At 45.3% G+C, this 20,999-nt stretch carries 23 protein-coding genes; 11 read left to right on the forward strand and 12 right to left on the reverse strand.

The features are described 5' to 3' along the window. Positions 1 to 81: 81 nt before the first annotated feature. A complete protein-coding gene (locus J4N37_RS18540) occupies positions 82 to 747 on the reverse strand; it encodes a zona pellucida protein alpha (RefSeq protein WP_252043063.1) in 666 nt (221 codons plus the stop codon). A 179-nt stretch (positions 748 to 926) separates the two neighbouring features. Then, positions 927 to 1,868 carry a LysR family transcriptional regulator gene (locus J4N37_RS18545; protein ID WP_032802248.1) on the reverse strand — a complete coding sequence of 314 codons (942 nt, stop codon included), beginning with the start codon at positions 1,866 to 1,868 and terminating at the stop codon, positions 927 to 929. A gap of 662 nt (positions 1,869 to 2,530) precedes the next feature. Between J4N37_RS18545 and J4N37_RS18550 the strand changes: the two genes are divergently transcribed. Next, complete coding sequence (locus J4N37_RS18550) at positions 2,531 to 3,148, forward strand: NAD(P)H-dependent oxidoreductase (RefSeq protein WP_009704823.1); 618 nt, start codon at positions 2,531 to 2,533, stop codon at positions 3,146 to 3,148. Beyond that, on the forward strand, positions 3,145 to 5,103 hold the full coding sequence (locus J4N37_RS18555) for a monovalent cation:proton antiporter-2 (CPA2) family protein (RefSeq protein ID WP_005442523.1): 1,959 nt from the start codon (positions 3,145 to 3,147) through the stop codon (positions 5,101 to 5,103). Before J4N37_RS18550 ends, J4N37_RS18555 begins: the two co-directional genes overlap by 4 nt. Positions 5,104 to 5,154: 51 nt before the next feature. Here J4N37_RS18555 and J4N37_RS18560 read toward each other — a convergent pair whose 3' ends face one another. Beyond that, positions 5,155 to 5,448, reverse strand: coding sequence for a hypothetical protein (locus J4N37_RS18560; protein WP_061008334.1), 294 nt, complete (start codon positions 5,446 to 5,448; stop codon positions 5,155 to 5,157). A gap of 152 nt (positions 5,449 to 5,600) precedes the next feature. Then, the gene (locus tag J4N37_RS18565) at positions 5,601 to 6,467 is read right to left on the reverse strand and encodes a LysR family transcriptional regulator (RefSeq protein ID WP_252043064.1); all 867 of its coding nucleotides are present in this window, start codon (positions 6,465 to 6,467) and stop codon (positions 5,601 to 5,603) included. Positions 6,468 to 6,584: 117 nt separating this feature from the next. Between J4N37_RS18565 and J4N37_RS18570 the strand changes: the two genes are divergently transcribed. Beyond that, the gene (locus tag J4N37_RS18570) at positions 6,585 to 6,956 is read left to right on the forward strand and encodes a YybH family protein (RefSeq protein WP_009704826.1); all 372 of its coding nucleotides are present in this window, start codon (positions 6,585 to 6,587) and stop codon (positions 6,954 to 6,956) included. 75 nt (positions 6,957 to 7,031) lie between these two features. On the opposite strand, the gene J4N37_RS18575 is transcribed toward J4N37_RS18570, so the two are convergent. Continuing rightward, positions 7,032 to 8,168 carry a permease gene (locus J4N37_RS18575; RefSeq protein ID WP_252043065.1) on the reverse strand — a complete coding sequence of 379 codons (1,137 nt, stop codon included), beginning with the start codon at positions 8,166 to 8,168 and terminating at the stop codon, positions 7,032 to 7,034. Between the two features lie 251 nt (positions 8,169 to 8,419). Here J4N37_RS18575 and J4N37_RS18580 point away from each other — a divergent pair, with 251 nt between their 5' ends. The 3 genes from J4N37_RS18580 (at position 8,420) to J4N37_RS18590 (ending at position 9,879) form a co-directional block, all read left to right on the forward strand. Further along, complete coding sequence (locus J4N37_RS18580) at positions 8,420 to 8,713, forward strand: ArsR/SmtB family transcription factor (protein ID WP_005433559.1); 294 nt, start codon at positions 8,420 to 8,422, stop codon at positions 8,711 to 8,713. After that, positions 8,700 to 9,260: an RNA polymerase sigma factor SigZ gene (gene sigZ, locus J4N37_RS18585; protein WP_005442530.1), complete on the forward strand. Its 561-nt coding sequence runs from the start codon at positions 8,700 to 8,702 to the stop codon at positions 9,258 to 9,260. The genes J4N37_RS18580 and sigZ overlap by 14 nt, the downstream gene beginning before the upstream one ends. A 175-nt stretch (positions 9,261 to 9,435) precedes the next feature. After that, positions 9,436 to 9,879 (forward strand): GNAT family N-acetyltransferase, encoded by a 444-nt coding sequence (locus J4N37_RS18590; protein WP_252043066.1) that lies wholly within the window; start codon positions 9,436 to 9,438, stop codon positions 9,877 to 9,879. A 34-nt stretch (positions 9,880 to 9,913) separates the two neighbouring features. On the opposite strand, the gene J4N37_RS18595 is transcribed toward J4N37_RS18590, so the two are convergent. Next, on the reverse strand, positions 9,914 to 10,807 hold the full coding sequence (locus J4N37_RS18595) for a LysR family transcriptional regulator (RefSeq protein WP_041053657.1): 894 nt from the start codon (positions 10,805 to 10,807) through the stop codon (positions 9,914 to 9,916). A gap of 85 nt (positions 10,808 to 10,892) precedes the next feature. Here J4N37_RS18595 and J4N37_RS18600 point away from each other — a divergent pair, with 85 nt between their 5' ends. Further along, a complete protein-coding gene (locus tag J4N37_RS18600; RefSeq protein ID WP_252043068.1) occupies positions 10,893 to 12,008 on the forward strand; it encodes a linear amide C-N hydrolase in 1,116 nt (371 codons plus the stop codon). Positions 12,009 to 12,112: 104 nt separating this feature from the next. On the opposite strand, the gene J4N37_RS18605 is transcribed toward J4N37_RS18600, so the two are convergent. Both J4N37_RS18605 and J4N37_RS18610 read right to left on the reverse strand, forming a co-directional pair. Continuing rightward, the gene (locus tag J4N37_RS18605; protein ID WP_252043069.1) at positions 12,113 to 13,111 is read right to left on the reverse strand and encodes an AraC family transcriptional regulator; all 999 of its coding nucleotides are present in this window, start codon (positions 13,109 to 13,111) and stop codon (positions 12,113 to 12,115) included. A 9-nt stretch (positions 13,112 to 13,120) separates the two neighbouring features. After that, positions 13,121 to 13,900 carry an SDR family NAD(P)-dependent oxidoreductase gene (locus J4N37_RS18610; protein WP_199482228.1) on the reverse strand — a complete coding sequence of 260 codons (780 nt, stop codon included), beginning with the start codon at positions 13,898 to 13,900 and terminating at the stop codon, positions 13,121 to 13,123. A 235-nt stretch (positions 13,901 to 14,135) separates the two neighbouring features. Between J4N37_RS18610 and J4N37_RS18615 the strand changes: the two genes are divergently transcribed. Together J4N37_RS18615 and J4N37_RS18620 are read left to right on the forward strand one after the other, a co-directional pair. Further along, the gene (locus J4N37_RS18615; protein WP_005441115.1) at positions 14,136 to 14,639 is read left to right on the forward strand and encodes a lactoylglutathione lyase family protein; all 504 of its coding nucleotides are present in this window, start codon (positions 14,136 to 14,138) and stop codon (positions 14,637 to 14,639) included. A gap of 74 nt (positions 14,640 to 14,713) precedes the next feature. After that, positions 14,714 to 15,700, forward strand: coding sequence for a zinc-binding dehydrogenase (locus J4N37_RS18620; RefSeq protein WP_252043070.1), 987 nt, complete (start codon positions 14,714 to 14,716; stop codon positions 15,698 to 15,700). Between the two features lie 30 nt (positions 15,701 to 15,730). On the opposite strand, the gene J4N37_RS25145 is transcribed toward J4N37_RS18620, so the two are convergent. Next, positions 15,731 to 15,865 carry a hypothetical protein gene (locus tag J4N37_RS25145; RefSeq protein WP_269429139.1) on the reverse strand — a complete coding sequence of 45 codons (135 nt, stop codon included), beginning with the start codon at positions 15,863 to 15,865 and terminating at the stop codon, positions 15,731 to 15,733. Between the two features lie 317 nt (positions 15,866 to 16,182). On the opposite strand from J4N37_RS25145, the gene J4N37_RS18625 reads away from it, so the two are divergent. Then, positions 16,183 to 16,509 (forward strand): helix-turn-helix domain-containing protein, encoded by a 327-nt coding sequence (locus J4N37_RS18625; protein WP_252043071.1) that lies wholly within the window; start codon positions 16,183 to 16,185, stop codon positions 16,507 to 16,509. A gap of 263 nt (positions 16,510 to 16,772) precedes the next feature. On the opposite strand, the gene J4N37_RS18630 is transcribed toward J4N37_RS18625, so the two are convergent. Further along, positions 16,773 to 17,159 (reverse strand): GlcG/HbpS family heme-binding protein, encoded by a 387-nt coding sequence (locus tag J4N37_RS18630; RefSeq protein ID WP_252043072.1) that lies wholly within the window; start codon positions 17,157 to 17,159, stop codon positions 16,773 to 16,775. A 9-nt stretch (positions 17,160 to 17,168) separates the two neighbouring features. Beyond that, the gene (locus J4N37_RS18635) at positions 17,169 to 18,137 is read right to left on the reverse strand and encodes an aldo/keto reductase (RefSeq protein WP_252043074.1); all 969 of its coding nucleotides are present in this window, start codon (positions 18,135 to 18,137) and stop codon (positions 17,169 to 17,171) included. A 141-nt stretch (positions 18,138 to 18,278) separates the two neighbouring features. Between J4N37_RS18635 and J4N37_RS18640 the strand changes: the two genes are divergently transcribed. Further along, on the forward strand, positions 18,279 to 19,157 hold the full coding sequence (locus J4N37_RS18640) for a LysR family transcriptional regulator (RefSeq protein WP_252043076.1): 879 nt from the start codon (positions 18,279 to 18,281) through the stop codon (positions 19,155 to 19,157). Positions 19,158 to 19,162: 5 nt separating this feature from the next. Here J4N37_RS18640 and J4N37_RS18645 read toward each other — a convergent pair whose 3' ends face one another. Beyond that, on the reverse strand, positions 19,163 to 20,935 hold the full coding sequence (locus J4N37_RS18645; protein WP_252043078.1) for an SgrR family transcriptional regulator: 1,773 nt from the start codon (positions 20,933 to 20,935) through the stop codon (positions 19,163 to 19,165). Positions 20,936 to 20,999 lie beyond the last annotated feature (64 nt).

The raw sequence follows: 20,999 nt of genomic DNA on the forward strand, positions 1-20,999 counted from the left end.
ACCTATCAGAAAGACTCGAAAAGAAAAAAGGAGCCACTTAAATCAAGCGGCTCCTTGCTACTTACCCTTATGCGATTTGGTTTACGAGCGCTCAACGCGGTCGCGAATCGCTCTTTTTATTTCCTGACGTTGCTCTTGTGATAGGGATTGAACCTTTTGTTTCAATTCTGCGCGCTGTTCCGGCGTTAAGCTCTTCGCAGATGCCTCCATTGCAGGTTCAGGCGTCGCCTCAATAGGGTTTTCAGGCGTGATCTCAATTGGATTCACTGGACCGTCCGCGATTGGATGCTCTGGAATCGGCTCCACCGGGTTAGAAGGTGAACCAGCGATAGGATGTTCTGGTGTTGGTTCAATTGGATGAACAGGGTTTAGTTTCGCTTCTTCTACAATAAGGCGACCATCTTCAACGCTTAAATGTACGAAGCCATCATCACTAACAAAGATAAGTTCGTTATTACGGACTTCAATGTGACCCACTACTTCGCCTGATGAATCTTTAACAACCTCGCCATCAGTGTAGTAAAGCTCACCACCGACGTTAAATACGGTGTTTCCTTCTTCGCCACGGATCGCAACTGTCGTAACCTCACCGTTATCACCTTGTATAGCCATGCCATCAAAATGCTCGCCATCAAAGGTTTGAACAGAAGCAACACCTACTGGCTCATTTGAGGAATCCGAACCCGATGAAGAACAGCCAGCTAGAAACGTCGCCGCGATAATTGCACTCAGTAATTTAACTTTCATGATTTACTCTCTTAATTTGTCGAAACTCAGGGATGCCTCTTGCAAGAAAAGTGGACTCCCTGCCCGATGAAGAGAAGTATATTGAGCAGTGTTTTATTACTCTAATCGCTAAAAAGAAACCCGCACTTAACGGCGGGTTATTAATAAACAAGAGTAGAGAGCTTGATAACCAAGGGTTATTATTGCTGTTGCGAGCGCTCTAGGTGTTTGGTTATGACATCCGTGATGATGCTGCGCAGCCAATGAACCATTTCATTACGGCGATTCTTATGGTGATAGTAAGCGTGCAAACAAGGCTCAATCACGATACCGTCGAACTCGATATCCAATCTTCTCAATTGAGAGATCTTATCGACGTTCACCGTTTTTGAAGCGGGAAAAACCATGTCCGAGTTTGCCACCACGTCGATAATGGCCGACGGCAATTCAGAGCGAAACGCGATTTTTGGCTCCACGCCTTTGATTTTCATTATCTTCTCAGAAAACGACACGCTGGAGTTCCAATCGGCAGCAATCACGGTCGCAAACTCCAAATCCCTGCAATCCGAGATTTGTAGTCGGTCACCGGGAAACGGATGATCTTTTCGCACATACGCACAGAAGGTGTCTTTGACGATCATTTTCGTCAGTAGCTCTTTTGGAGCATGGTTGATTTCGTAGTTCACACCAAGCGTAACATCATCTTTGATGATCTCATCCATGGTGGAGCGAGACCAATTCAGCAAGTGGATCTGAACGTTTGGCGCTGCTTGTCGAATCGCCTGACAGATTTCACTGGCGTAAGAACTTAAGATAAAAGGCGCTAACGCAATCTTGATGGTTCCATTCATTTCCAATGGGTTAAATGCTTTAGAACCATTGAGCGTAATAGAGATTTCATCCAGTAACGGGGCGAGATTTTCCGCTAAATCGTTCGCATACTCCGTCGCTCGCAACCCGTGATGGGTTTTCACAAACAACTCATCTTCAAAATGATCACGCAGCCGCTGCAATGCTTTACTCACGGCGGGTTGAGAAACAAACAAGCGCTCTGCCGCTCGGCGCATATTGCGCTCTTGGTGCAAAATGATGAATGTTCGGAGCAAATTCAGGTCGAGGTTTGAGAAGAGATCTTTGGCCATATTCCACGTCGATAATAACTTGAGGTTATTATTCAGCATAAGAACAGATTTGCGTACTTTCCAATCTCAACGTATGAATTCTTTGCGCTCGCTACGCTTCTATGACGGAAAAATAACAATGGCCGCGATCAAGTTGGCGTTTATAAAATTCCAAATGCGCAGCTCCGATGAACACCCAGCTCTCGGTAAACGTTAATCTGCGGCATTCGTCGCTTATCACATTCGTCAAATTTATCATTTCACATGGCTTTGAAATAAGTCGTTTGCTCATCCCAGTATCAGCTCGGATGCGTGCTTTTAGATAACTTCTTTGATGCAGGTATGAGGATATCCAGTGTTGGTTTTTATGCGTTGATTCTCAAAAAATAGAGTAAAAAACCTAGTACATTAAACGAGATAACCCACACCAAATTTGTAGATTGAGAACTTCCGTTAAGTGCATCCATCTTTCTCTAATAAAGGAACTGCTCAAGCGTTTATTAAGGAAGATAAAAAGCAGTGCCTCGTGAAGATTTTCTATATTTCATTGAAAGTGATTTTAACTTTCCAATGTTCAATCACTAAAGTAGATAGGATAAGGTTTATGGGTTACAGTTTCTTACAACAATCAAAGTCTTTCATTCTTATACCAAAAATGGTTTAGACGCATAGCAAGGATTCCTATGATAAATAAAAAAGTATTGATTCTCTTTGCGCATCCTTCCCAGCATCGCTCAGAGGTGAATGCTCCCCTTTTTAAAGCAGCTAATACGATTGAAGGTGTCACTTGTGTCGATCTCTATGCCGAGTACCCGCACTTCAATATCAATATTGACCGAGAACAACAGCGTTTACGTGACCACGATGTGGTGATTTTTCAATTCCCGCTGTACTGGTATTCCACACCAGCCATTCTAAAAGAGTGGCAAGATCTAGTTTTAGAATACGGATTTGCTTATGGCTCAGAAGGTACAGAACTGCATGGCAAAACCATGCTTTGTGTCTTATCCGCAGGTGGTAAAGAAGAGGCTTATAAAGCCGAAGGCTACAACCATTTCACCATCCGTGAGCTATTAGCTCCTATCGAGCAAATGTCGGCACTGACTGGGATGAATTACATCGCTCCACTTGCGTTGTTTGGTTCCCGTACCGCCCAAGAAGAAGATCGAATTCCACAGCATGTCGAACGCTACAAAACGCTGCTCAATGCGCTCGTCAATGACACACTTGATCTTGAAGCAGCGGCATCGCTGATCAAACTCAACAGTGCATTACCACAACTGATTAAGGAAGCATCATGACAGGGATATTCTTACAAGCCTTTGTTTACCTTATTGCCGCTGTCGTCGCCGTTCCTTTAGCAAAACGTCTAGGCTTAGGCTCGGTATTAGGGTACTTGATTGCGGGCGTGGTCATTGGTCCTATCATCGGCCTCGTAGGTGAAGAAACCACGACAATTCAACACTTTGCTGAATTTGGTGTGGTTATGATGTTGTTCCTCGTTGGTTTGGAACTTGAGCCTAAGATGCTGTGGGCAATGCGCAACCGCTTAATGGGCTTAGGTGGCCTACAAGTTGGTGGTACTGCTGCACTGATCATGGCAATTGCTCTGTACTTTGGCCAATCTTGGACCATAGCATTAGCGATCGGTTTGATCTTCGCGCTTTCTTCCACCGCGATTGTTCTGCAAACCTTTAGCGAGAAAGGGCTGACCAAAACAGAAGGTGGTCAGAACGCGTTCTCAGTGCTGCTTTTCCAAGATATCGCCGTGATTCCAATGCTGGCGTTTATTCCGCTATTGGCACTGCCAGAGTTGGTAGAACAAGCACAATCGGCAGCGCAAGCAGCCGCAGAACATCATGAAGAACTTAGCTTAGTGGCTGGACTTCCTGGCTGGGCTTACGGTCTAGTGATTACGGCTTCTATTGCTATCGTCGTTGTTGGCGGGCATTTCCTCAGTCGTCCATTGTTCCGCTACGTAGCAAGCTCTGGTCTGCGTGAAATCTTTACTGCAACTGCGTTGATGCTGGTGATCGGTATTGCAGCTTTAATGAGCCTAGTGGGTCTGTCCCCTGCGCTGGGTACGTTCTTAGCAGGCGTAGTACTGGCGAACAGTGAGTTCCGCCATGAGTTGGAATCAAATATCGAACCGTTTAAAGGCTTGCTGCTTGGCTTGTTCTTTATCACGGTAGGTGCCGGCATCGATTTTTCAGTGCTGTTCAGCGACTTTGGTTTGATCATCGGTCTAACGCTTGGCGTGATGATTCTGAAAGCAGCGATTCTATTCGCACTTGCGTTCATCTTCCGTATCAAAGGCAGTAACCGTTGGTTGTTTACTTTGAGCTTAGCGCAAGCGGGTGAATTCGGCTTTGTGCTATTGAGCTTCTCAGTACAAAACCACGTCATCCCATTCGAGCTTTCACAAACACTGGCATTGGTTGTTGCGATCTCTATGTTCCTAACACCAGGCCTATTCATTCTATTTGATAAGGTGATTCTTCCTCGCTTTGAAAGTGAATCGAATGAGCGTGAAAGTGACACGATTGAAGAGCAAGGCACCGTCATCATTGCAGGTATTGGTCGCTTTGGTCAGATCGTAAACCGCTTATTGGTATCTAATGGCGTGGAAACGGTTGTACTCGACCACCAAGCAAGCCAGATTGATAATATGCGCCAGATCGGTACACGTGCTTACTTTGGTGATGCGACTCGACCAGACATGCTACACACGGCAGGTATTGAGCATGCCTCTGCACTTGTCGTCGCGATAGATAATCAAGAATCGAGCGTTGAGTTGGTTAAGTACGTAAAACACACCTATCCAAACGTAACAGTGATTGCACGTGCATTTGACCGTGGACATGGCTACCTACTACGCCAAGCTGGCGCAGATATCATCGAATCAGAAACTTACCATTCTGCATTGGAAATTGGTGGTCACGCGATGAAAGCCATTGGTATTCATCCATTCTTCACCGAACAGCAAAAATCGACTTATCGCCGAGTCGAAGATCGCAAATCCAACATGCTTTATGAAGCGTGGGTCGATGATTCAGAAGGTGAACGTTACGATAACAACTTCCGTCAGCTATTTATTCATCTAGAAGAAAAAATGGCAGAAGAGATGCAAAAAGATCGTCACGATAAGCTCTCCCGTTCTGAACGTGGTTGGACACCGCCACCAAAAGGCTATGCCGACGACTTCAACGAAGAAAACGTCCAAGAGCTGCACCCACCAAAAGAAGACGCTCAATAAACGCGAAAACCTCCCACTGGGAGGTTTTTTATTGCCGGTGAAAAAGCGAAGTTACATGAGATCACTCATCAATGTCTCATACTCTTCGTTCGCTTCATCCACTAAATGCGACAGTTCTAATGCGTCGGTCTTGGCTAGGTTGAACTGCCACGGAACGGTGTCTTCTTTCCCGCAAATACGCGTTTGAGCGCCACTACTTTCAAAAGAAAGATCATCAAACTCAGTGGTGTGGTGCTCTTGAAGCTCGACAATTTCAACTTCCAATTTACCGACGGGATTGACTTCAACATGGGCGTGTAAATCTGGGCTATTCGATAAACAATACTCTCGATGAACTGCAATCATGGCTGCCTCCTTGGTCTGCCAACTGACAACTCATCAAACAGTGTAGACGAGGCATTTTGAACGTGGGGTGAAATAATAATGAAGATTGATCCTGAATAAAAATTCATCAATTTTAATTCCAAACCGGCTCTGAGTGTTCGCCCCGCTAACCGTCAGTTTTTACATAAAATGACTTCGTCAATGCGCGATTCAATCGCTTTTATTGCTATTGTCACTGCCATCGGCACATGCGCTTGGTAGGGATGCAATACATAAATTGGGTTCACCTTTGACGCTTTCGCACCAGGTACAGGTTCAAGAAGCGAGTTCGACTCCAACATGAAATCAGGCAAAATACCAACACCTAGCTCCATTTCTAACAGACTGGCCACATCAAAGACGGTATTCGCTCGGTGCTTCACTGGATATTGAATTTGATGTTCCGGCTTCTTGGAAGCAAACGCATGGATAACAGGTTCAAGCTGCCAATGTTGAGCAATATAAGGCGCACTTTCAAAATCAGTATGCGCGTCTTTCGCACGACACAAGACGTCACAAAACTGCCCCACTTTACGCTGCTTAATGTTTGAATCACCAGAAGCCCCTACTCGTATGGCAAGATCGATATCCTGTTGAACAATATCCACATGCTTATCATCACTGATCAAATTTAACTGCACATCAGAGTAATCAGCAAAAGCACTCGTTAAAGCAGGCAACACTATTGAACGCATTAGTGCATGTGGCGCAGTGACGGTCAGCCGTCCCGTTGGCACTTGTTTTAACTCTGTGGCTTCTAACCACGCGGCCTCTGCTTGTTTTGTCATTTGAGCGCACTGCTCGTAAAAGCGCTCACCCGTCGAGGTCAGAGTTTGCTTTCTGGTCGTACGTTTGAGTAAGCAAGTATCCAGCTCTAGTTCGAGTTGCTTCAAAGCAGAGCTCAACACTGACTTAGAAAGCTCTAACTTATCCGCAGCTTTGGAGATTGAACCACACTCGACAATATGAACGAACAGAGACATCAAACGCAGCTTATTCATCGCCCTTCCTTATTGTTCTTTTTTACAGAACATTCAATTCTTATTACTTTGTTTTTCTATCTCAATTCTAACCCTATGATTGCTACATAAACAAACACCAATCACAGGATATTCAGGATGACTCAATCAGTTTTAGAACGCGCTCAAGCAGGTATCTCAGCATGGCAAATCGCTTTCAACAATCAAGACGCTGCGGGCTGTGCAGCACAATACGCAGAAGATGCGGTTATGATTGCAAAACCATTTGGCACCTTTGAGGGACGTGAAGCGATCCAAGCATTCTGGCAAAACATCATGGACCAAGGTTTTAACAGCGTGGACTACACCAACACTAAGTGGGAAAAAGACAGTGAAAATGGCTACATTCTTACTTCAGATTGGACGATGAACAAGGCGTTTGGTGTCGTGCACAAAGAGTTATGGGAAATTCAAGAAGATGGTTTGTCTCGCCTAACTTACGATGAGTTTGAAGTGCTTGGTGAGCGATAAGCTTTAAGTCTTTCAGAATAAAAAATCCCCAAGCCGAAACTTGGGGATTTTTGTTTTTCAGTTTACTTAATTCAATTAAGCAAAGATGAAGGTGTATAGGTAACCTGCGCCCATTGCCATCGTTAAGATAACGAATAGGAAGGCTGCAATCATTTGGTTCTTAAAGATTGATTTCAACAAAATCACTTCTGTAAGACTTGCGCCTGCGCTACCAATGATAAGTGCCATTACTGAACCCAGTGCCATACCTTTTTGTACTAGCGCCGCACTTAGTGGAATAACTGCCTCTGCACGGATGTACAATGGAATACCAATAATTGCTGCTACTGGAATCGCGTACCACTTCGCTTCACCTGCGTACTCCGCAATAAGATCCGTTGGGATAAAGCCGTAGATGAATGAACCAATCGCAATACCCATCATTAGGTAAGGGAATACTTGTTTAAAGTCTTTCCAAGTTGAGTGCCAAATACGTACCCAGCGGCTAGACTCTTTTTCTTCCACGATGGTCGCTGTTGCACTACCGTCTGACGAGCAGCAAGACACTTCCACTTTAGGCTCTGCTTTTGGTGCACTATCACCACAACAAGATGTTTTCGCTACCACAGGCGCTGGCTCACTACAGCATGATGTTTTTGCTGCAACTGGTGCAGGTTCACCACAAGTGCTAGTACCACAGCTTGATGCAGGTTTAGCTTGTTCTTTTTTCTTGCTTGAATCACCGCAAGATGTACCACATGAAGAGGTGCCTGCTGCTTCGTACGCTTCTGGTTTTACGTAACGTTCAAATCCTAGCTTTTCAAGTACATAGCCTGCAACCACAGACACTGTCATCGCAATAGCAAAGTAGAATACCGCTACTTTCCAACCAAAGGTCACTACAAACAAACCAATGATCACTGGGTTAAGCAGTGGACTAGCAAATAGGAACACCATCATAGGTCCAAAACCTGCTCTTGCACGCAATAGACCTTTCAAGAAAGGAATGGTCGAACACGAACAGAAAGGCGTAATCGAACCTAATAGCGCAGCAATGAAGTAACCTTTACCCTTTTTTGAACTCAGGATAGATTGGATTTTTTCTGGCGTTAGAAAATCTTGCAACACACCCACGATGTAGCTAATTGCTAGGAATAGGATGATAAGTTCGGTTGCTAGAAACGCAAACATATCAAGCGCTTCCTTAGCCATGGTCATGATTTCTGGATTCATATTGATTCTCCTACTGATGTCACATCAGTAACTGTAAATTTCCTAATGAAGCTGAACTCTTCATTTCTATTTTTCTCGAATTATAGAATTAAAAATCGACGCGTCAAGCATTATATTTCGATAAATATCGAAATATAATTTAAAGTCTTAATAATCAATTGATTAACTAGGTAATTTTTCTTGTTTGCTATTCACCCACACTTTCACTATCATCGAAATGTATTTATCGTCTGTCATTCCAAGAGGTCAGTATGGAACTCGAAGCTGTAGCAAAAGCGCTCAAAGAGCTAGGACACCCTACCCGTTTATGTATCTATAAAGAGGTGGTCAAAGCAGGCTATGAAGGAATCGCGGTTGGTGGCGTACAAGATAAACTTGGTATTCCAGCCTCTACCCTTTCTCATCACATTTCGAGCCTAGCCTCAGCCGGCTTAATCAGTCAGCGTCGTGAAGGTCGTACTTTATATTGTGTTGCTGAGTATGAATGCTTAGATACGGTTATTGGTTTCTTGCGTGACGAGTGTTGCATCAATGAAAACTGCTAACCTCGAATCAATTTGGAGCGAATACGAGCACGCTATTCATGCGTTCTTGCGCTCTAAAGTCAGCAATGAAGATGATGTAGACGACTTAAAGCAAGAGATTTTACTTAAGACTTATCAAAACCTTGCGGATATTCGTGATGTATCTAGCGTCAAATCTTGGCTCTTCCAAATCGCGAATAACGCCATCATCGATTTCTACCGTAAACGTGCTCGAAATCAACGTGATAATGACCTCGTTGCTGACGATCTTTGGTTTGAAGAGCAAGAATCAAACCTGAAACAAGAACTGTCAAAGTGCATTGCGCCGTTTGTGCAAGCATTACCAGATGAGCAATCGCAACTGCTCTCTTCTATTGAGCTTGAAGGCATGAGCCAGAAGAAGTTGGCCGAAGAGCAAGGCATCAGCTACTCAACCCTCAAGTCGCGCGTACAGAGAGGACGTGTCGAATTGAAAAAGCTATTTGAAGAATGTTGCAGTTTCTCGTTCGACAAACAAGGTCGTATGACAGATTGCAACCAAAACGGTGCTTCTTGCGATAAATGTTAATCCCTCGCTGAATGCCCACCTCAAAATGAATACCGATAGCTTGGCGGCTCGTCATCGAGTCGCCTATCCATGACCTCAATCACAGCCTTATCTCTTCGTCAGCTCTCTCATTTGCTATCTTGCTGAATAGTAAGCTTTACTTCTCCTGCTTTAAGGAAGAAGGAAACTCATTTTTATGATCTCACTAAGAGAGCTCACCAAAGAAAACTATCTAGATTGTATTCGTCTCAATCTTCACCCAGAACAAGAAGAAAACCTTGCCTCCAACGCGATTACGATTGCTCAGTCACGCTTTGAAACCGACTACCGATTGAAAGTGATTTATGAACAAGAGACGGTGATCGGTTTGCTTGCGTTTTGCCATGAAGACGAGCCGCTTGATTACTCCATTTACTGGCTGTTCCGCTTTATGATCGACAAAGATCACCAGAACAAAGGGCATGGAAAGCAAGTACTTAGCTTGCTCGCTGAAGAAGTGAAACAACTTGGTGGGAAAACCTTACTCACGATGCATAAACCCTCCAATCAGCAGGCAAGTAAGCTTTATCGTGCGTTCGGATTTCAAGAGGACAGCGTACTCGATGATGGTGACATATCACTACGATTAGAGCTTTCTTAATCCAGTACGAATCCAAAGCGGGAAGTTTTGGTTTTTACACCTGTTTATCAAACCATTCGGTCACCAACGCCACCAGCTTTTGATGCACAGGACTTAACGTGTTGCCTCGCTTTAGTAACACATAACCTGCACGACCTTCGTTCGCCATGAAATCGATGTTTAACGGGACAAACTCGCCTTTCTCATCGTGAGCTTGCACTAAATGATGAGGAAGCAAGGCAAAGCCATCATTTTTCAATAATCGCATCAACACATCGATGTTACTGATTCGAGAAATGTTTGGTGACATCACCTGTTGATTACCAAGTGCACTGGTGCTGAAATTCTCTGCAATGTATTGATGGTGTGACGCGAGATCCTGCAGAGTCACCACGGGTTTCTGCGCTATTGGACTTTTCTGATGCGCATAGAAGGTAAACCTTGGGTAGCCCAAGTTAATAAAAGACATCCCTTCGGTTGGGAACGCTTTGCCGCTGTTAAGTACCACCGCAAAATCCGCTTGTTTCGCCATGAGCATTTCTAACGCTTCATCTCGGCTGCGATGTAACCAATGAATCGCGGTACTCTTGTATTGCTTACGCAAAGAAAGATCGATGTCCGCTATGGCATCACACGGTACCGACATGTCGTGGCAAATCGTTATCTCCGGAACATCCCCTTGAGAGTAGCTATCACAAGAAAGCTCTAAAGACTGCATTTGATAAAGAATGTGTTTGGCTTGGGTCAGTAACGTAGCTCCGACCTCCGTCAAGACTGGTGTCCTTCCTTTGCGTTCAAACAAGATCACATCCCAATCAATTTCTAGATCGCTGACTTGGTGGTGTAGCGTCGCTCTGTCTTTCCCGATTACCCTTGCGGCTTGGCTAAATGATCCATGCTCTGCGACAGCAACAAATGCAGTAAGTTGGTCAAAACTGGCTCTAGGCATAGGAAGATCCTCAAACAATAAACCCGTTTATCTTAGCTCAATCCAAACCACCTTGTTGCAAAATCTGCAACATAACTGAGATTACATGGTGAATACGAAGCGTAATAATGACTTCGTATTGAAACGTTACGAGGGCAATTCAATGAAAGGTTTTAGCAAAAAAGTACTTCTAGCAGCATCAGTCGCAATGGCAGTTGGCAGCATCTCTACTGCAGCAAATGCGTGTTCACGTTTGGTTTGGGAGACTCAAGACCACGGTGTATTTGTCTCTCGAACTATGGATTGGATGGAAGCCAATCAGCCAACCATTGATGTTCGTCACGCGGGCCAAACCTATAGCGGCTACGATAAAGACGATGCGCTTACATGGACATCGAAATACGCCTCTATCGGTGTGAGTATTTACGGCGTTGGCATTATTGATGGCTTTAACGAGAAAGGCTTTGCGGCGAATGCTCTGTTCTTGGATGAAGAAAACCCAGGCGCACCACAAGTTGGCAAACAACAAATCGAAAACTCGCGCTTTGTCGCTTACCTGATTGATAGTTTTGCATCCGTTGATGAAGCATTGAAGCATCTAGATTCAATCCAAATCCAACAGTTCAGCCACAATGGCATCGAAATGAAGGGACATTATTCATTAGAAGACGCAAGTGGTGACTCTGCTGTGTTGGAATACATCGACGGCGCATGGCAAGTTCATCATGGCAAACAATATGACGTGATGACTAACAGCCCAGAGTACGCGCAACACTTGAAAAACTGGCAAGAAGCACAACCAAAAGCGAAGAGCGATGTGAATGGTGAGTACCCTATCCCGGGTAACATTAATTCTGCTCAACGCTTTATCTGGAACAGCTACATGAAGGATCAGCTTAAAGAACCTAGCAGCTACACCAATGGCATTGCGAAACTGGATAGTGTGACCTACAAAATCCCATTGGATGCGGCAAACCGCCCAGTGAATGGCGAAATGCGTGGCTACGCAACCATCTATGGTTTGGTGTACAACCTAGACCAAAAAGTGATGAACGTGCGTTACCAGTATGACGACAGTTACACTCAGTACTCAGTGGACTTTAACAAGTTGAATGACGGTCATAACTACACCATCAAAGCCGATTTACCGGATCTGTTTGGTGACATTTCATCTCGCTTACAAAAAGGCGATGGCGTAATGGGTCAACACTTAGTGAAATAACTCAGATTACGTAAAAAACAGAACTTGAAAGGTGTGTGGACAAAAGCACCATTCAAAAAAAGCGCCGACATGTTCGGCGCTTTGCCTTTCTATTCATTTTGTGCTTAATGACACTGGTCTCGATAATGCCCAGGAGATATTCCCTTCCAAGCGCTGTAAGCTCGAATAAATGAGTTCGCTTCTTGAAATCCCAGTAGGAAGGAGATTTCACCCAGTGACATTTGAGACCTCTCTAAATAGTGATCGGCCAGATCCGCCCTCACCATTTGCAACACGGATTGATAACTTTCAGCTTCTGCCGTGAGCTTTCGCTGCAATGTACGTTTACTCATTGCCAGTTTGTCAGCCACCATTTCAATAGCACTGTTCCCCGCAGGCAATGACTCGATCAAGACTGCTCGAACGCGCTCAACTGTTGAGGCACTGGCATCAAGATCTTTGAGTTTCTGGTTCAACCCTTGTTCGAAAAATCCCCACATTTGCGCATTTGAAGTCACGAACGGATGCGCTGCGTCTTCCGCTTTAAATCGCACCTCTACGACATCACCTTTGACCAACGGGCAACCAAAGTAAGCTTGGTATTTCTCAAGGTTGCTGGGCAACTCAGGCAACGTAACTTGTAGCGGTTGAATCCGCTTTCTCGTCGCTAAGCGTGCTAACTGGGTAAAGAAGACCACTTCTGTCAAAGCCAAAGATTTAGGCAGCGCTTGTCGTTGACCATAGCAACTGATGCTGAGTTTTGTTTCTTTTTCGGAAACGTCTAACGTCATTACCATAGGTCCAATCAACGGTTTATATTGCTGAATCCGTTTGAGTGCGGTGTTCAAGTTCGGACTGCAAATAGCGGCAAAAATTGGAGCGTCAAACCCCTCAACCGACATATGTTCAGCAAGGAGCAACGGCATCTCGCGCTCACCGGACGCTTGTTCAACTCCGACCCAAAGCTGAAAGTACTCATTTGGGCTAAGCGTTGCCTTTTCTCGATTGAACAAGTCGGCAGATAACTTGGCGTATGCCAGCACCAGTTGCGGATCGATATCCATATCGTTAAGCAGCACTTTCCAACTCTGAGGCACCGTGAATTGACTCGCTCGCTTGATCATATTTGATTCCTAAGCACTTTTTTCCATGGTTTGACGCGATATTTTTAGCACCAATTTTCTTGGTAGGAAAGGCACAATCCATTCAAGCATGAACTTCAAACCACCTTCGTTGAAAGCCACCAACTTACCCTGTTCCATCGCATTGTAACCACACTCTGCAACAGAACGAGGAGACTTGGCATTTTTAAACACTTCCACACCTTGCAAATCCCCGGCAGCAACAAAACCCGTCGCTACGGCACCCGGACACAACGCTGTCGCCGTTACATTGGTGTCTCTAAGCTCTTCTGCTATCGCTTGAGTAAACGAAGTAACATAAGCCTTGGTTGCGTAGTACACCGCCTGTAATGGACCCGGCATAAACGACGCCGTTGATGACACATTTAAAATCTTACCGCGATTGCGCGCCACCATGCCTTGCAGGTACAAGTGCGTCAGATTGGTTAACGTCACCATATTAAGTTGCATCATGGCTTGGTCCGCCACCAATTCGCGTTCATGGAATTTTCCGTGTCCACCAAAGCCTGCATTGTTAATCAGCACATCAATTTGCAAGCCTTGCGCTTCGGTTTGCTCAAACACACGTGCAGCAGAGTCAGCCTGAGTCAAATCCTCTGCAATCACAGCAACCTGAACCTTGTGTTTATCGCGAAGCTCTGATGCCAGTGCCTCTAGCTTGTCTTTAGAACGGGCAACAAGCACTAAGTCTCCCCCCTTCTCGGCGTGTATACGTGCTAACTCTTCACCGATACCACCTGATGCGCCTGTAATTAATGCTGTATTTGTCATGTGCTTGTCCTCTTCGTATGAGCTAACGTCGTTGTTGGTATGGATAAAGTTTATGCAATCCAATCGCGCCACACACTGGCAAAAGATGACATCTTACTTGCCGATCGTGCCACCCTGATTAAAGACCGTTGATTACATAAATTTATTACAATGAGAACAAATGATAATTTTTGGATAAAGATTGAACTAGCTAATATGCTTTGAACAGGATGAACACACAGAAGAGGCAAAGGTTATGTCTATCCCATATCCAAGAACGTTTTCTCACATTGGTATTTCCGTACCCGATTTAGAAGCAGCCGTAAAATTCTATACCGAAGTTCTGGGTTGGTACCTGATTATGGAGCCAACTGAAATCGTCGAAGACGACAGTGCGATCGGTGAAATGTGTACTGATGTCTTTGGCGCAGGCTGGGAGCGTTTTCGTATCGCTCACTTATCTACAGGGGATCGAATTGGTGTCGAACTGTTCCAATTCAAGAACCAAGAAAATCCTGAAGATAACTTTGAATACTGGAAAACTGGGATTTTCCATTTCTGCGTCCAAGATCCTGATGTCGAAGGTCTAGCTGAAAAGATCGTTGCGGCAGGTGGTAAGAAACGCATGAAAGAACCCCGTTACTACTACCCAGGCGAAAAACCTTATCGCATGATCTACATGGAAGATCCGTTCGGCAACATCCTAGAAATCTACAGCCACAGCTACGAGTTAACTTACTCGGCAGGCGCATACCAATAAATCATCAAAACTATCCAACGGTGATTACGCCGTTGGATTTTTATTTTTCGGGCAAGTGCCCTTTGGGGAAAAGAATGAAAGCGATCACTTACCAAAAAGATCAAGATACCTTCACCTATACCGACATCGACACGCCAGCGCTTGCGAGTGGGTTAGATGTGTTAGTAAAAGTTCATGCCGTTGGGCTCAACCCTGTCGATGCGAAAGTGAATCTTTGGCACGAGATGGTCTATGGTATGGATGATACTTTCGTTGGTGGCCTCGATGTTTCGGGGGAAATCGTTGCCATCGGTGACAAGGTATCGGGTTGGCAGGTAGGTGATCGCGTTCTCTATCATGGCAACATGCGTCGAATGAGCGGTGGTTTCGCCGAATACGCAATTCAAGACTCACGTACGTTGGTTGCCCACCCTGATGTCGCTCCAGAAGTCGCAGCCGCGTCACCTTGTGCGGGCTGGACGGCTTATCGAGCGCTCGTTGATAAACTGAACATTTCTACACGTAAGAGCATTTTTATTGCTGGTGGTTCTGGTGGCGTGGGCAGCTTTGCCATTCAGCTCGCTCGCTTCTTCGGTGTAGAAACCATCATCACTACAAGCTCTGCAGCAAACCACGAGTTTGTACGTTCATTGGGTGCAACACACGTCATTGACTACAAACAAGAGGATGTACGTGAGCAGATCATGGCTATCACTGAAGGCTTAGGCGTAGAGGTATCATTGGACTGCGTTGGTGGCGACAACGACATTCTGTGTGCTTCCGTGCTTGGTTTTGAAGGTGAAATGGTAGAGCTAGTAAGAACAACACGTGCAACCGAATACCCAGGAGCATTTTTGCAAGGCCTCACCTTCCACCAGCTGAGCTTAGGCTCTGGTCATGTTAATGGTGCAAGAGGTTTGCAAAGTATTGTAGAGGCAGGAACATCATTCTCAGCTCTACTTGAAGCGGGCAATATAAAAGTTGGCAACCTAAAAGTCATTGCTTTAGAAGCTGCTGGAGAAGCTTTGCTTTCAATCAGACAGCAACGCACTGTTGGAAAAGTTGTAGTAAAAATCAACTAAGAAAAGGTCGCTTAAAGCGACCTTCCTAAATCATAACTCTCGATCAAGTTCAGAAATAAACATCGCTAAGGCCTCTTCACCTAACGCTGCTACCTGCTTTTCTTTATCGCTTAGGCCTTCAAAAGCTACTTCTAGCTCTTTGCCATCGATGAATGCTCGGTGCATATGCAACTCCTTATACACCATAAGCCTTTTCTGGGATTCTTTTACCAGCCACCCCATATCTAGATTGGTCTCTTTACAACGAACTCTCAATTCGTCTATTAGATCATCTAAAATGCATTGCATTTTGCGATCTCTGAATCGCCATCTCTTCGAGAACTCTTTTTTATGTTTTTTCATTTACCGCAAACTGACTGAATAATCTACGTTTTTATTAGAACAGCATTTTTATAAAAAATTCATTCGCGGGTAAATACGTGCTAGTTAAATTGGTCCATAATTTGCGTGGTATAGGTCAAATCTGTCCAAGAGAAGACCTTATGCATATTGATCCAATCATCGAAGTGCTTACTCAAAGAAGAAAAGAACAAGGTATTTCCAGAGAAAAGATTGCCCAATCAGCGGGTATGAGCTTGAAAACCTATCAAAGGATAGAAAGAGGAGAATCTGACATGAAGTTCTCCCAATACAGGTCTATTCTTCGAGCATTACATCTTACAGATTTAGATATCGCTTTGGATATTCGTGATATTCAACACGTGGTCGCTGAAGATGTGCTTAGTGCAGCTCGTTTGCTTAGCCCAGATGCTCAAGCTCTGCTGACTAAGTTAATTTTCCTTGTACACAAAGAATCTAAAGCGCCTTAAACGATATTCACGCAACGACAATAATTTTAACTCACATGAGAAGCATATGACATTAATGCGTTGACGGAAATATTTGGGAATCATAACAAACTCACACAAAGAGTTATGTGCAGGCTCAACACCTAAGTGGGCGACATTTCTGGGTTTAACGAAAACACTACGTTCAAAACGACTTGTCCAGTGCCGATATTTACCTTTGCTATCTCCATCATTTTGACCATCCCCACCAATGTCTAGCGAAGAGCATTGGTGGGATTTTTTGTTTACAGCGCTTTTAATACTTCCATCGCAAGCGCTTCATCGTCTTGCTCAGCCAACCCACTGATACCAATTGCACCGGCGACTTCCCCCTCTTGTTCTACAGGTACTCCGCCCATAAAGCCCGTGATCTTTGGGTCAGTCCAATAGCTCAACTGCTTACCCGTCTCACGAGCCCAAGCGCCCAGATTGCCACTAGGCTGACGGTCTCTAGCCGAGGTGTAGGCTTTATTTTGTGCCAACAAACCTGCTTGCACGCTCACATCATCCATTCGGGCAAAACCGAGCAATTCGCCATGCGTATCAACCACGGCAACCGCAATGTTTTGCTTACGAGCAGCAGCAATTTCCAATGCCGTTTGAATCAGAGTTTGAACTTGTACGTATTTCATTTTTCTCTCCTAAGGAATCTCATGGCCAAGGGTTTTCTCGAACAATCCATACCAATGACTGCGTGATAGCGTGACGTTCTCTGCTTGAGCACAAGCGCGAATACGTTGTGGGTTTGCAGTACCAATAACAGGCTGAATTTGGTTTGGATGACGCGTCAAGAAGGCTAAAACAATCGCCTCAGACGACACGCCATATTCAGCTGCCAGCGCCATCACCATCTCCGCCGTCTGTCTGGTGTTGTGATCATCAGAATGTAAGCCACGCTCTGAGAATCTTCCCTGCGCCATACTGCCCCACGCTTGCAGTTGGATATTGTGCCTACGGGCATGTTCCAGTGTTCCCGCAACGTAGTCAGATGCAGACGAAGGAAGCCCCATGCCTTGCTTGATGAAGTCAGACTTAGCCAGACTCATTTCCAACTGGTTCGCCACAATAACTTCGCCCGTTGCTTGTTGGAGAAGATCAATTTGAGCACTGTTCATGTTAGAGACACCGAAGTGGTTAACTTTGCCAGCTTGTTTCAGGGCTTGTAGCGCTGTGCCCAGTTCTTCAAATTCAGCCAAAGGATCCGGGCGATGCAGCATCAAAACATCAAGATTCTCCACGCCAAGGCGCTCAAGAATGCCCTCAACAGAAGCCGTCACCCATTTAGCAGAGAAGTCATACTGCTTAACACCTTGCTCGTCTCCTAGACGGATGCCGCACTTGGATTGCAGATAAATTCGCTCTCGTAGGGTTGAGTCATTGGCTAAGATGCGCCCAAATACTTCTTCTGCCTTACCGAATTTGTAGATATCCGCATGATCAAAGAGATTAATGCCTACCTCTAATGCTGCCTCTACAGCGGCATAAGCTTGGTTTTCATCTTGGGCGGTTAATGGGTTGCGATTCCACTCCCCTCCAAGCCCCATGCAGCCGAAGACCAAGCGGCTAACGTTAGGTAAGGTTTTGGCGAACGGTAGTGTTGGATTGTTCATCGTTGTTCTCACTTTTCCGATTTCTGCATTTTCAATTTCTGAAATTAACTCGAACCATCTTACCGTTCGTAAAAATTAGTTTAATACCGTAAAATCGAATTCATTATCCTCATTACCGAACAATTAAAGCGAACAATCAAGATGGCAGATTACAAGAGAATCGAAAAACTGATGCTGTTTGCCGAAGTGGCTCAAACACTCAATTTTTCTAGAGCAGCGGAGCAACTTGGCATTTCTAAAAGCTACCTGTCGGAACAAATCAAGCGACTGGAATCGGAACTCGCCACGCCTTTGATTGTTCGAACCACACGCAGCGTGAGACTAACGGCAGAAGGTGAATCGATCTTTGCACAAGCGGAAGATCTCAAACGCCGCGTAATGGAAATGGAAAAGAGTTTAAGTCAGCAATCTGAGCAAGTAGACGGTCTGATTCGGCTTACCGCTCCCAAGATGTTTGCTGAAGCGGTGCTGCATGATTTGTGTGTGGCGTTTCGCGCTCTACATCCAAACGTAGAATTCGAAATACTTTCTAGCTATCAAGCATTTAATCTGACAGAAACCAGCGTCGACTTTGCGTTTCGAGCGACAAGAACGCCGCCAGAGAATATGATTGCGCATCACCTTTTGGACTACCACCACTGGCTGGTTGCTTCTCCTCAGTATCTGCAAGAAGAAGGCACGCCGGAGACGTTAGCGGATTTAAAACAGCATCAATGCTTAACCACATTGCATCAAAAAGAGTGGGCGTTAAAAACGGGAACAGTTCAAACCCAAGGTTGGCTTTCAAGCAATGAAAACCGCTTACTCAAAGAATCAGCCCTGTCTGGCAATGGCATTGCACGATTAGCAAGTTACTTTGTCGAGCAAGATGTTGAAAATGGCCGACTAGTGCAGGTTCTATCGGAAGAAACTGACCACCAGCACAACGCGGTTTACTTAGTGTATCCGCAACTCATCTATCAATCGGCGAAAACCAAAGCCTTCATTGAATTCGTGAAGCAGCACTTTGCCAATAAATAAAGCAGTTAATCCGCTGACCACACCGAGCGAATATCTGGCCAACCCCAGTTGGTTAAAGCCACGTCTTCTAACACACCTTGGAAGCGCAAAGTTTGCGTATGGTGGAACATAGGTGCAATCCAGTATTCGCTGACGAGTGTGGAAGCAATAGGTTCAAGCGCTTTGAGGTAACCTTCTAGCGAAGTATACGCGCGCACTTTTTCTAATTGCTTATCCAACCAAGTCGCATTCTCTTCACCCAAGGTGTGGTGCAACACGGTATTGCTAAAGAAGTTGGTAAACGCCGATGCATGGCGGTTGTCATCCAAGTTGATGTTCGTCACCACCAAGGTTTCATCTAGCGTGCCGTTTTTGGCTTTTTCGCTTAGCTCTCGGTAGGAATACATCACAATGCCGACTTTGCTTCCTGTCCCTTCAAGTAGGTTAGCAATTGCACGCGCACATCGTCTCAATGCCGTGTAGTTGTACCCCGCGATGGTGATATGTTTAGGCAGTTTGCTTTCTTCACCAAACGGTCTTAGTACGGGCTTCCACGTTGGCAGCATGTTGTAAGCCGGTACGCTGCCAAACACGATCTTTTCTTTGCGCATCACATCAGCAAGTCGTTCCGGTTGAATCAACTCGGCGATATAACGACGCTGTGCTTGAGACAGAGGATACTTAGCATGTTGATTAAACAAGGCGAACAAACAGCCGTCCTCGGTGCGACTGTGCTGACTCGCCGGAGCCGCCTCTGCATCTTGTGTCGACATGTAGTGTCCGCACATGCTGTCGACAAGCTCGTCGTCTGCTTTTTCTACCTGTTTAGGCGGTGTATTTGCGGCTAGGGATGGGTTCTCCATTTTCTCATCATTGACGATCCAGATCGTCACCATGTCGGTCAGTACTCGACAGGCGTAATAGCCGTCAAATGCTTGCAGTTTTAATCGATGAGCACTGTGTTCAATCACAGAGAAAGGGCCACTGCCAACGACCAAATTGTTATTGGCAACGTTCACTTGGCTAACGGGTTGGATGCCATACTTCACGCCAGAAATAAGCCCAGCAAAACCCAAATCCGGCTTACTGAGCGTAAACACAACCTTGAGTGGGTTTGGTGCGGTAATGTTATCGACATGAGCCAACTCTTTCTCATACAACTCAAGGGAACTGAGTTTGGCAAACAGGCTAACAACGGTATCGGCATCAATCGGTGCACCATTGTGAAAGGTTAAGCCCGGGCGCAGGTAAAAGGTCCATTCGTAACTTTTCTCGTCATAACGCCAATGATGAGCAAGCTCTGGCTTCACCACACCGTTGTAGTCACTGGATACCAAACAACAGTAGATTTGACGCAAGAAGAAACGCTCACTGCTGCGATGCAGTTGATGAGGAACAATACGCTCAAACATACGTTTGTAGGTGAGCTGAATGTTGAGTCGACCTTCTTGAACAGACGCCCCCGAGGTGGTTTTGAGCAAACGTCCAAACGCCGCTTCATCTTCATCGAGAATCGCCAACGCTTTTTCGTATTTACCCAGCTTGATTCGCTCCAGTGCGAGGCTTTCTTTTAACGCACTCAACTCGATGTTCAGCAATAACGTTGAACGCTGATTACGCCCCGCCTTTGGCAGCCAACTCAACCATGCTTGCTCCTGCATTTGCGACAGTAAGCTGCGTGCATGGCGAGGAGAAGTGAACAGCAAGTCAGCGACTTCCTGCAATGTGGTTTTGGCTTCACTTCCCACACCAAATGGAGTGAGTCGTTGGTAGTAGCGGAACAAGTTGAGATCAGACACCGCGCGCCCTCAAAAAGTGGATATAGGTTTATTTTACTCAACTTATCCGAGAGAAAATAAGAAA

The sequence above is a fragment of the Vibrio sp. SCSIO 43153 genome (assembly GCF_023716625.1).
In the GTDB taxonomy this organism is placed as follows: Bacteria; Pseudomonadota; Gammaproteobacteria; order Enterobacterales; family Vibrionaceae; genus Vibrio; species Vibrio rotiferianus.

Coding starts and splice junctions, on each gene's coding strand:
- J4N37_RS18555 (WP_005442523.1), top strand. CDS start 3,145: ATGACAGGGATATTCTTACAAGCCTTTGTTTACCTTATTGCCGCTGTC.
- J4N37_RS18630 (WP_252043072.1), bottom strand. CDS start 17,159: ATGAAATACGTACAAGTTCAAACTCTGATTCAAACGGCATTGGAAATT.
- J4N37_RS18620 (WP_252043070.1), top strand. CDS start 14,714: ATGAAAGCGATCACTTACCAAAAAGATCAAGATACCTTCACCTATACC.
- J4N37_RS18575 (WP_252043065.1), bottom strand. CDS start 8,168: ATGAATCCAGAAATCATGACCATGGCTAAGGAAGCGCTTGATATGTTT.
- J4N37_RS18565 (WP_252043064.1), bottom strand. CDS start 6,467: ATGAATAAGCTGCGTTTGATGTCTCTGTTCGTTCATATTGTCGAGTGT.
- J4N37_RS18625 (WP_252043071.1), top strand. CDS start 16,183: ATGCATATTGATCCAATCATCGAAGTGCTTACTCAAAGAAGAAAAGAA.
- J4N37_RS18560 (WP_061008334.1), bottom strand. CDS start 5,448: ATGATTGCAGTTCATCGAGAGTATTGTTTATCGAATAGCCCAGATTTA.
- J4N37_RS18615 (WP_005441115.1), top strand. CDS start 14,136: ATGTCTATCCCATATCCAAGAACGTTTTCTCACATTGGTATTTCCGTA.
- J4N37_RS18570 (WP_009704826.1), top strand. CDS start 6,585: ATGACTCAATCAGTTTTAGAACGCGCTCAAGCAGGTATCTCAGCATGG.
- J4N37_RS18590 (WP_252043066.1), top strand. CDS start 9,436: ATGATCTCACTAAGAGAGCTCACCAAAGAAAACTATCTAGATTGTATT.
- J4N37_RS18595 (WP_041053657.1), bottom strand. CDS start 10,807: ATGCCTAGAGCCAGTTTTGACCAACTTACTGCATTTGTTGCTGTCGCA.
- J4N37_RS18600 (WP_252043068.1), top strand. CDS start 10,893: ATGGTGAATACGAAGCGTAATAATGACTTCGTATTGAAACGTTACGAG.
- sigZ (WP_005442530.1), top strand. CDS start 8,700: ATGAAAACTGCTAACCTCGAATCAATTTGGAGCGAATACGAGCACGCT.
- J4N37_RS18605 (WP_252043069.1), bottom strand. CDS start 13,111: ATGATCAAGCGAGCGAGTCAATTCACGGTGCCTCAGAGTTGGAAAGTG.
- J4N37_RS18635 (WP_252043074.1), bottom strand. CDS start 18,137: ATGAACAATCCAACACTACCGTTCGCCAAAACCTTACCTAACGTTAGC.
- J4N37_RS18640 (WP_252043076.1), top strand. CDS start 18,279: ATGGCAGATTACAAGAGAATCGAAAAACTGATGCTGTTTGCCGAAGTG.
- J4N37_RS18540 (WP_252043063.1), bottom strand. CDS start 747: ATGAAAGTTAAATTACTGAGTGCAATTATCGCGGCGACGTTTCTAGCT.
- J4N37_RS18545 (WP_032802248.1), bottom strand. CDS start 1,868: ATGGCCAAAGATCTCTTCTCAAACCTCGACCTGAATTTGCTCCGAACA.
- J4N37_RS25145 (WP_269429139.1), bottom strand. CDS start 15,865: ATGCACCGAGCATTCATCGATGGCAAAGAGCTAGAAGTAGCTTTTGAA.
- J4N37_RS18580 (WP_005433559.1), top strand. CDS start 8,420: ATGGAACTCGAAGCTGTAGCAAAAGCGCTCAAAGAGCTAGGACACCCT.
- J4N37_RS18610 (WP_199482228.1), bottom strand. CDS start 13,900: ATGACAAATACAGCATTAATTACAGGCGCATCAGGTGGTATCGGTGAA.
- J4N37_RS18550 (WP_009704823.1), top strand. CDS start 2,531: ATGATAAATAAAAAAGTATTGATTCTCTTTGCGCATCCTTCCCAGCAT.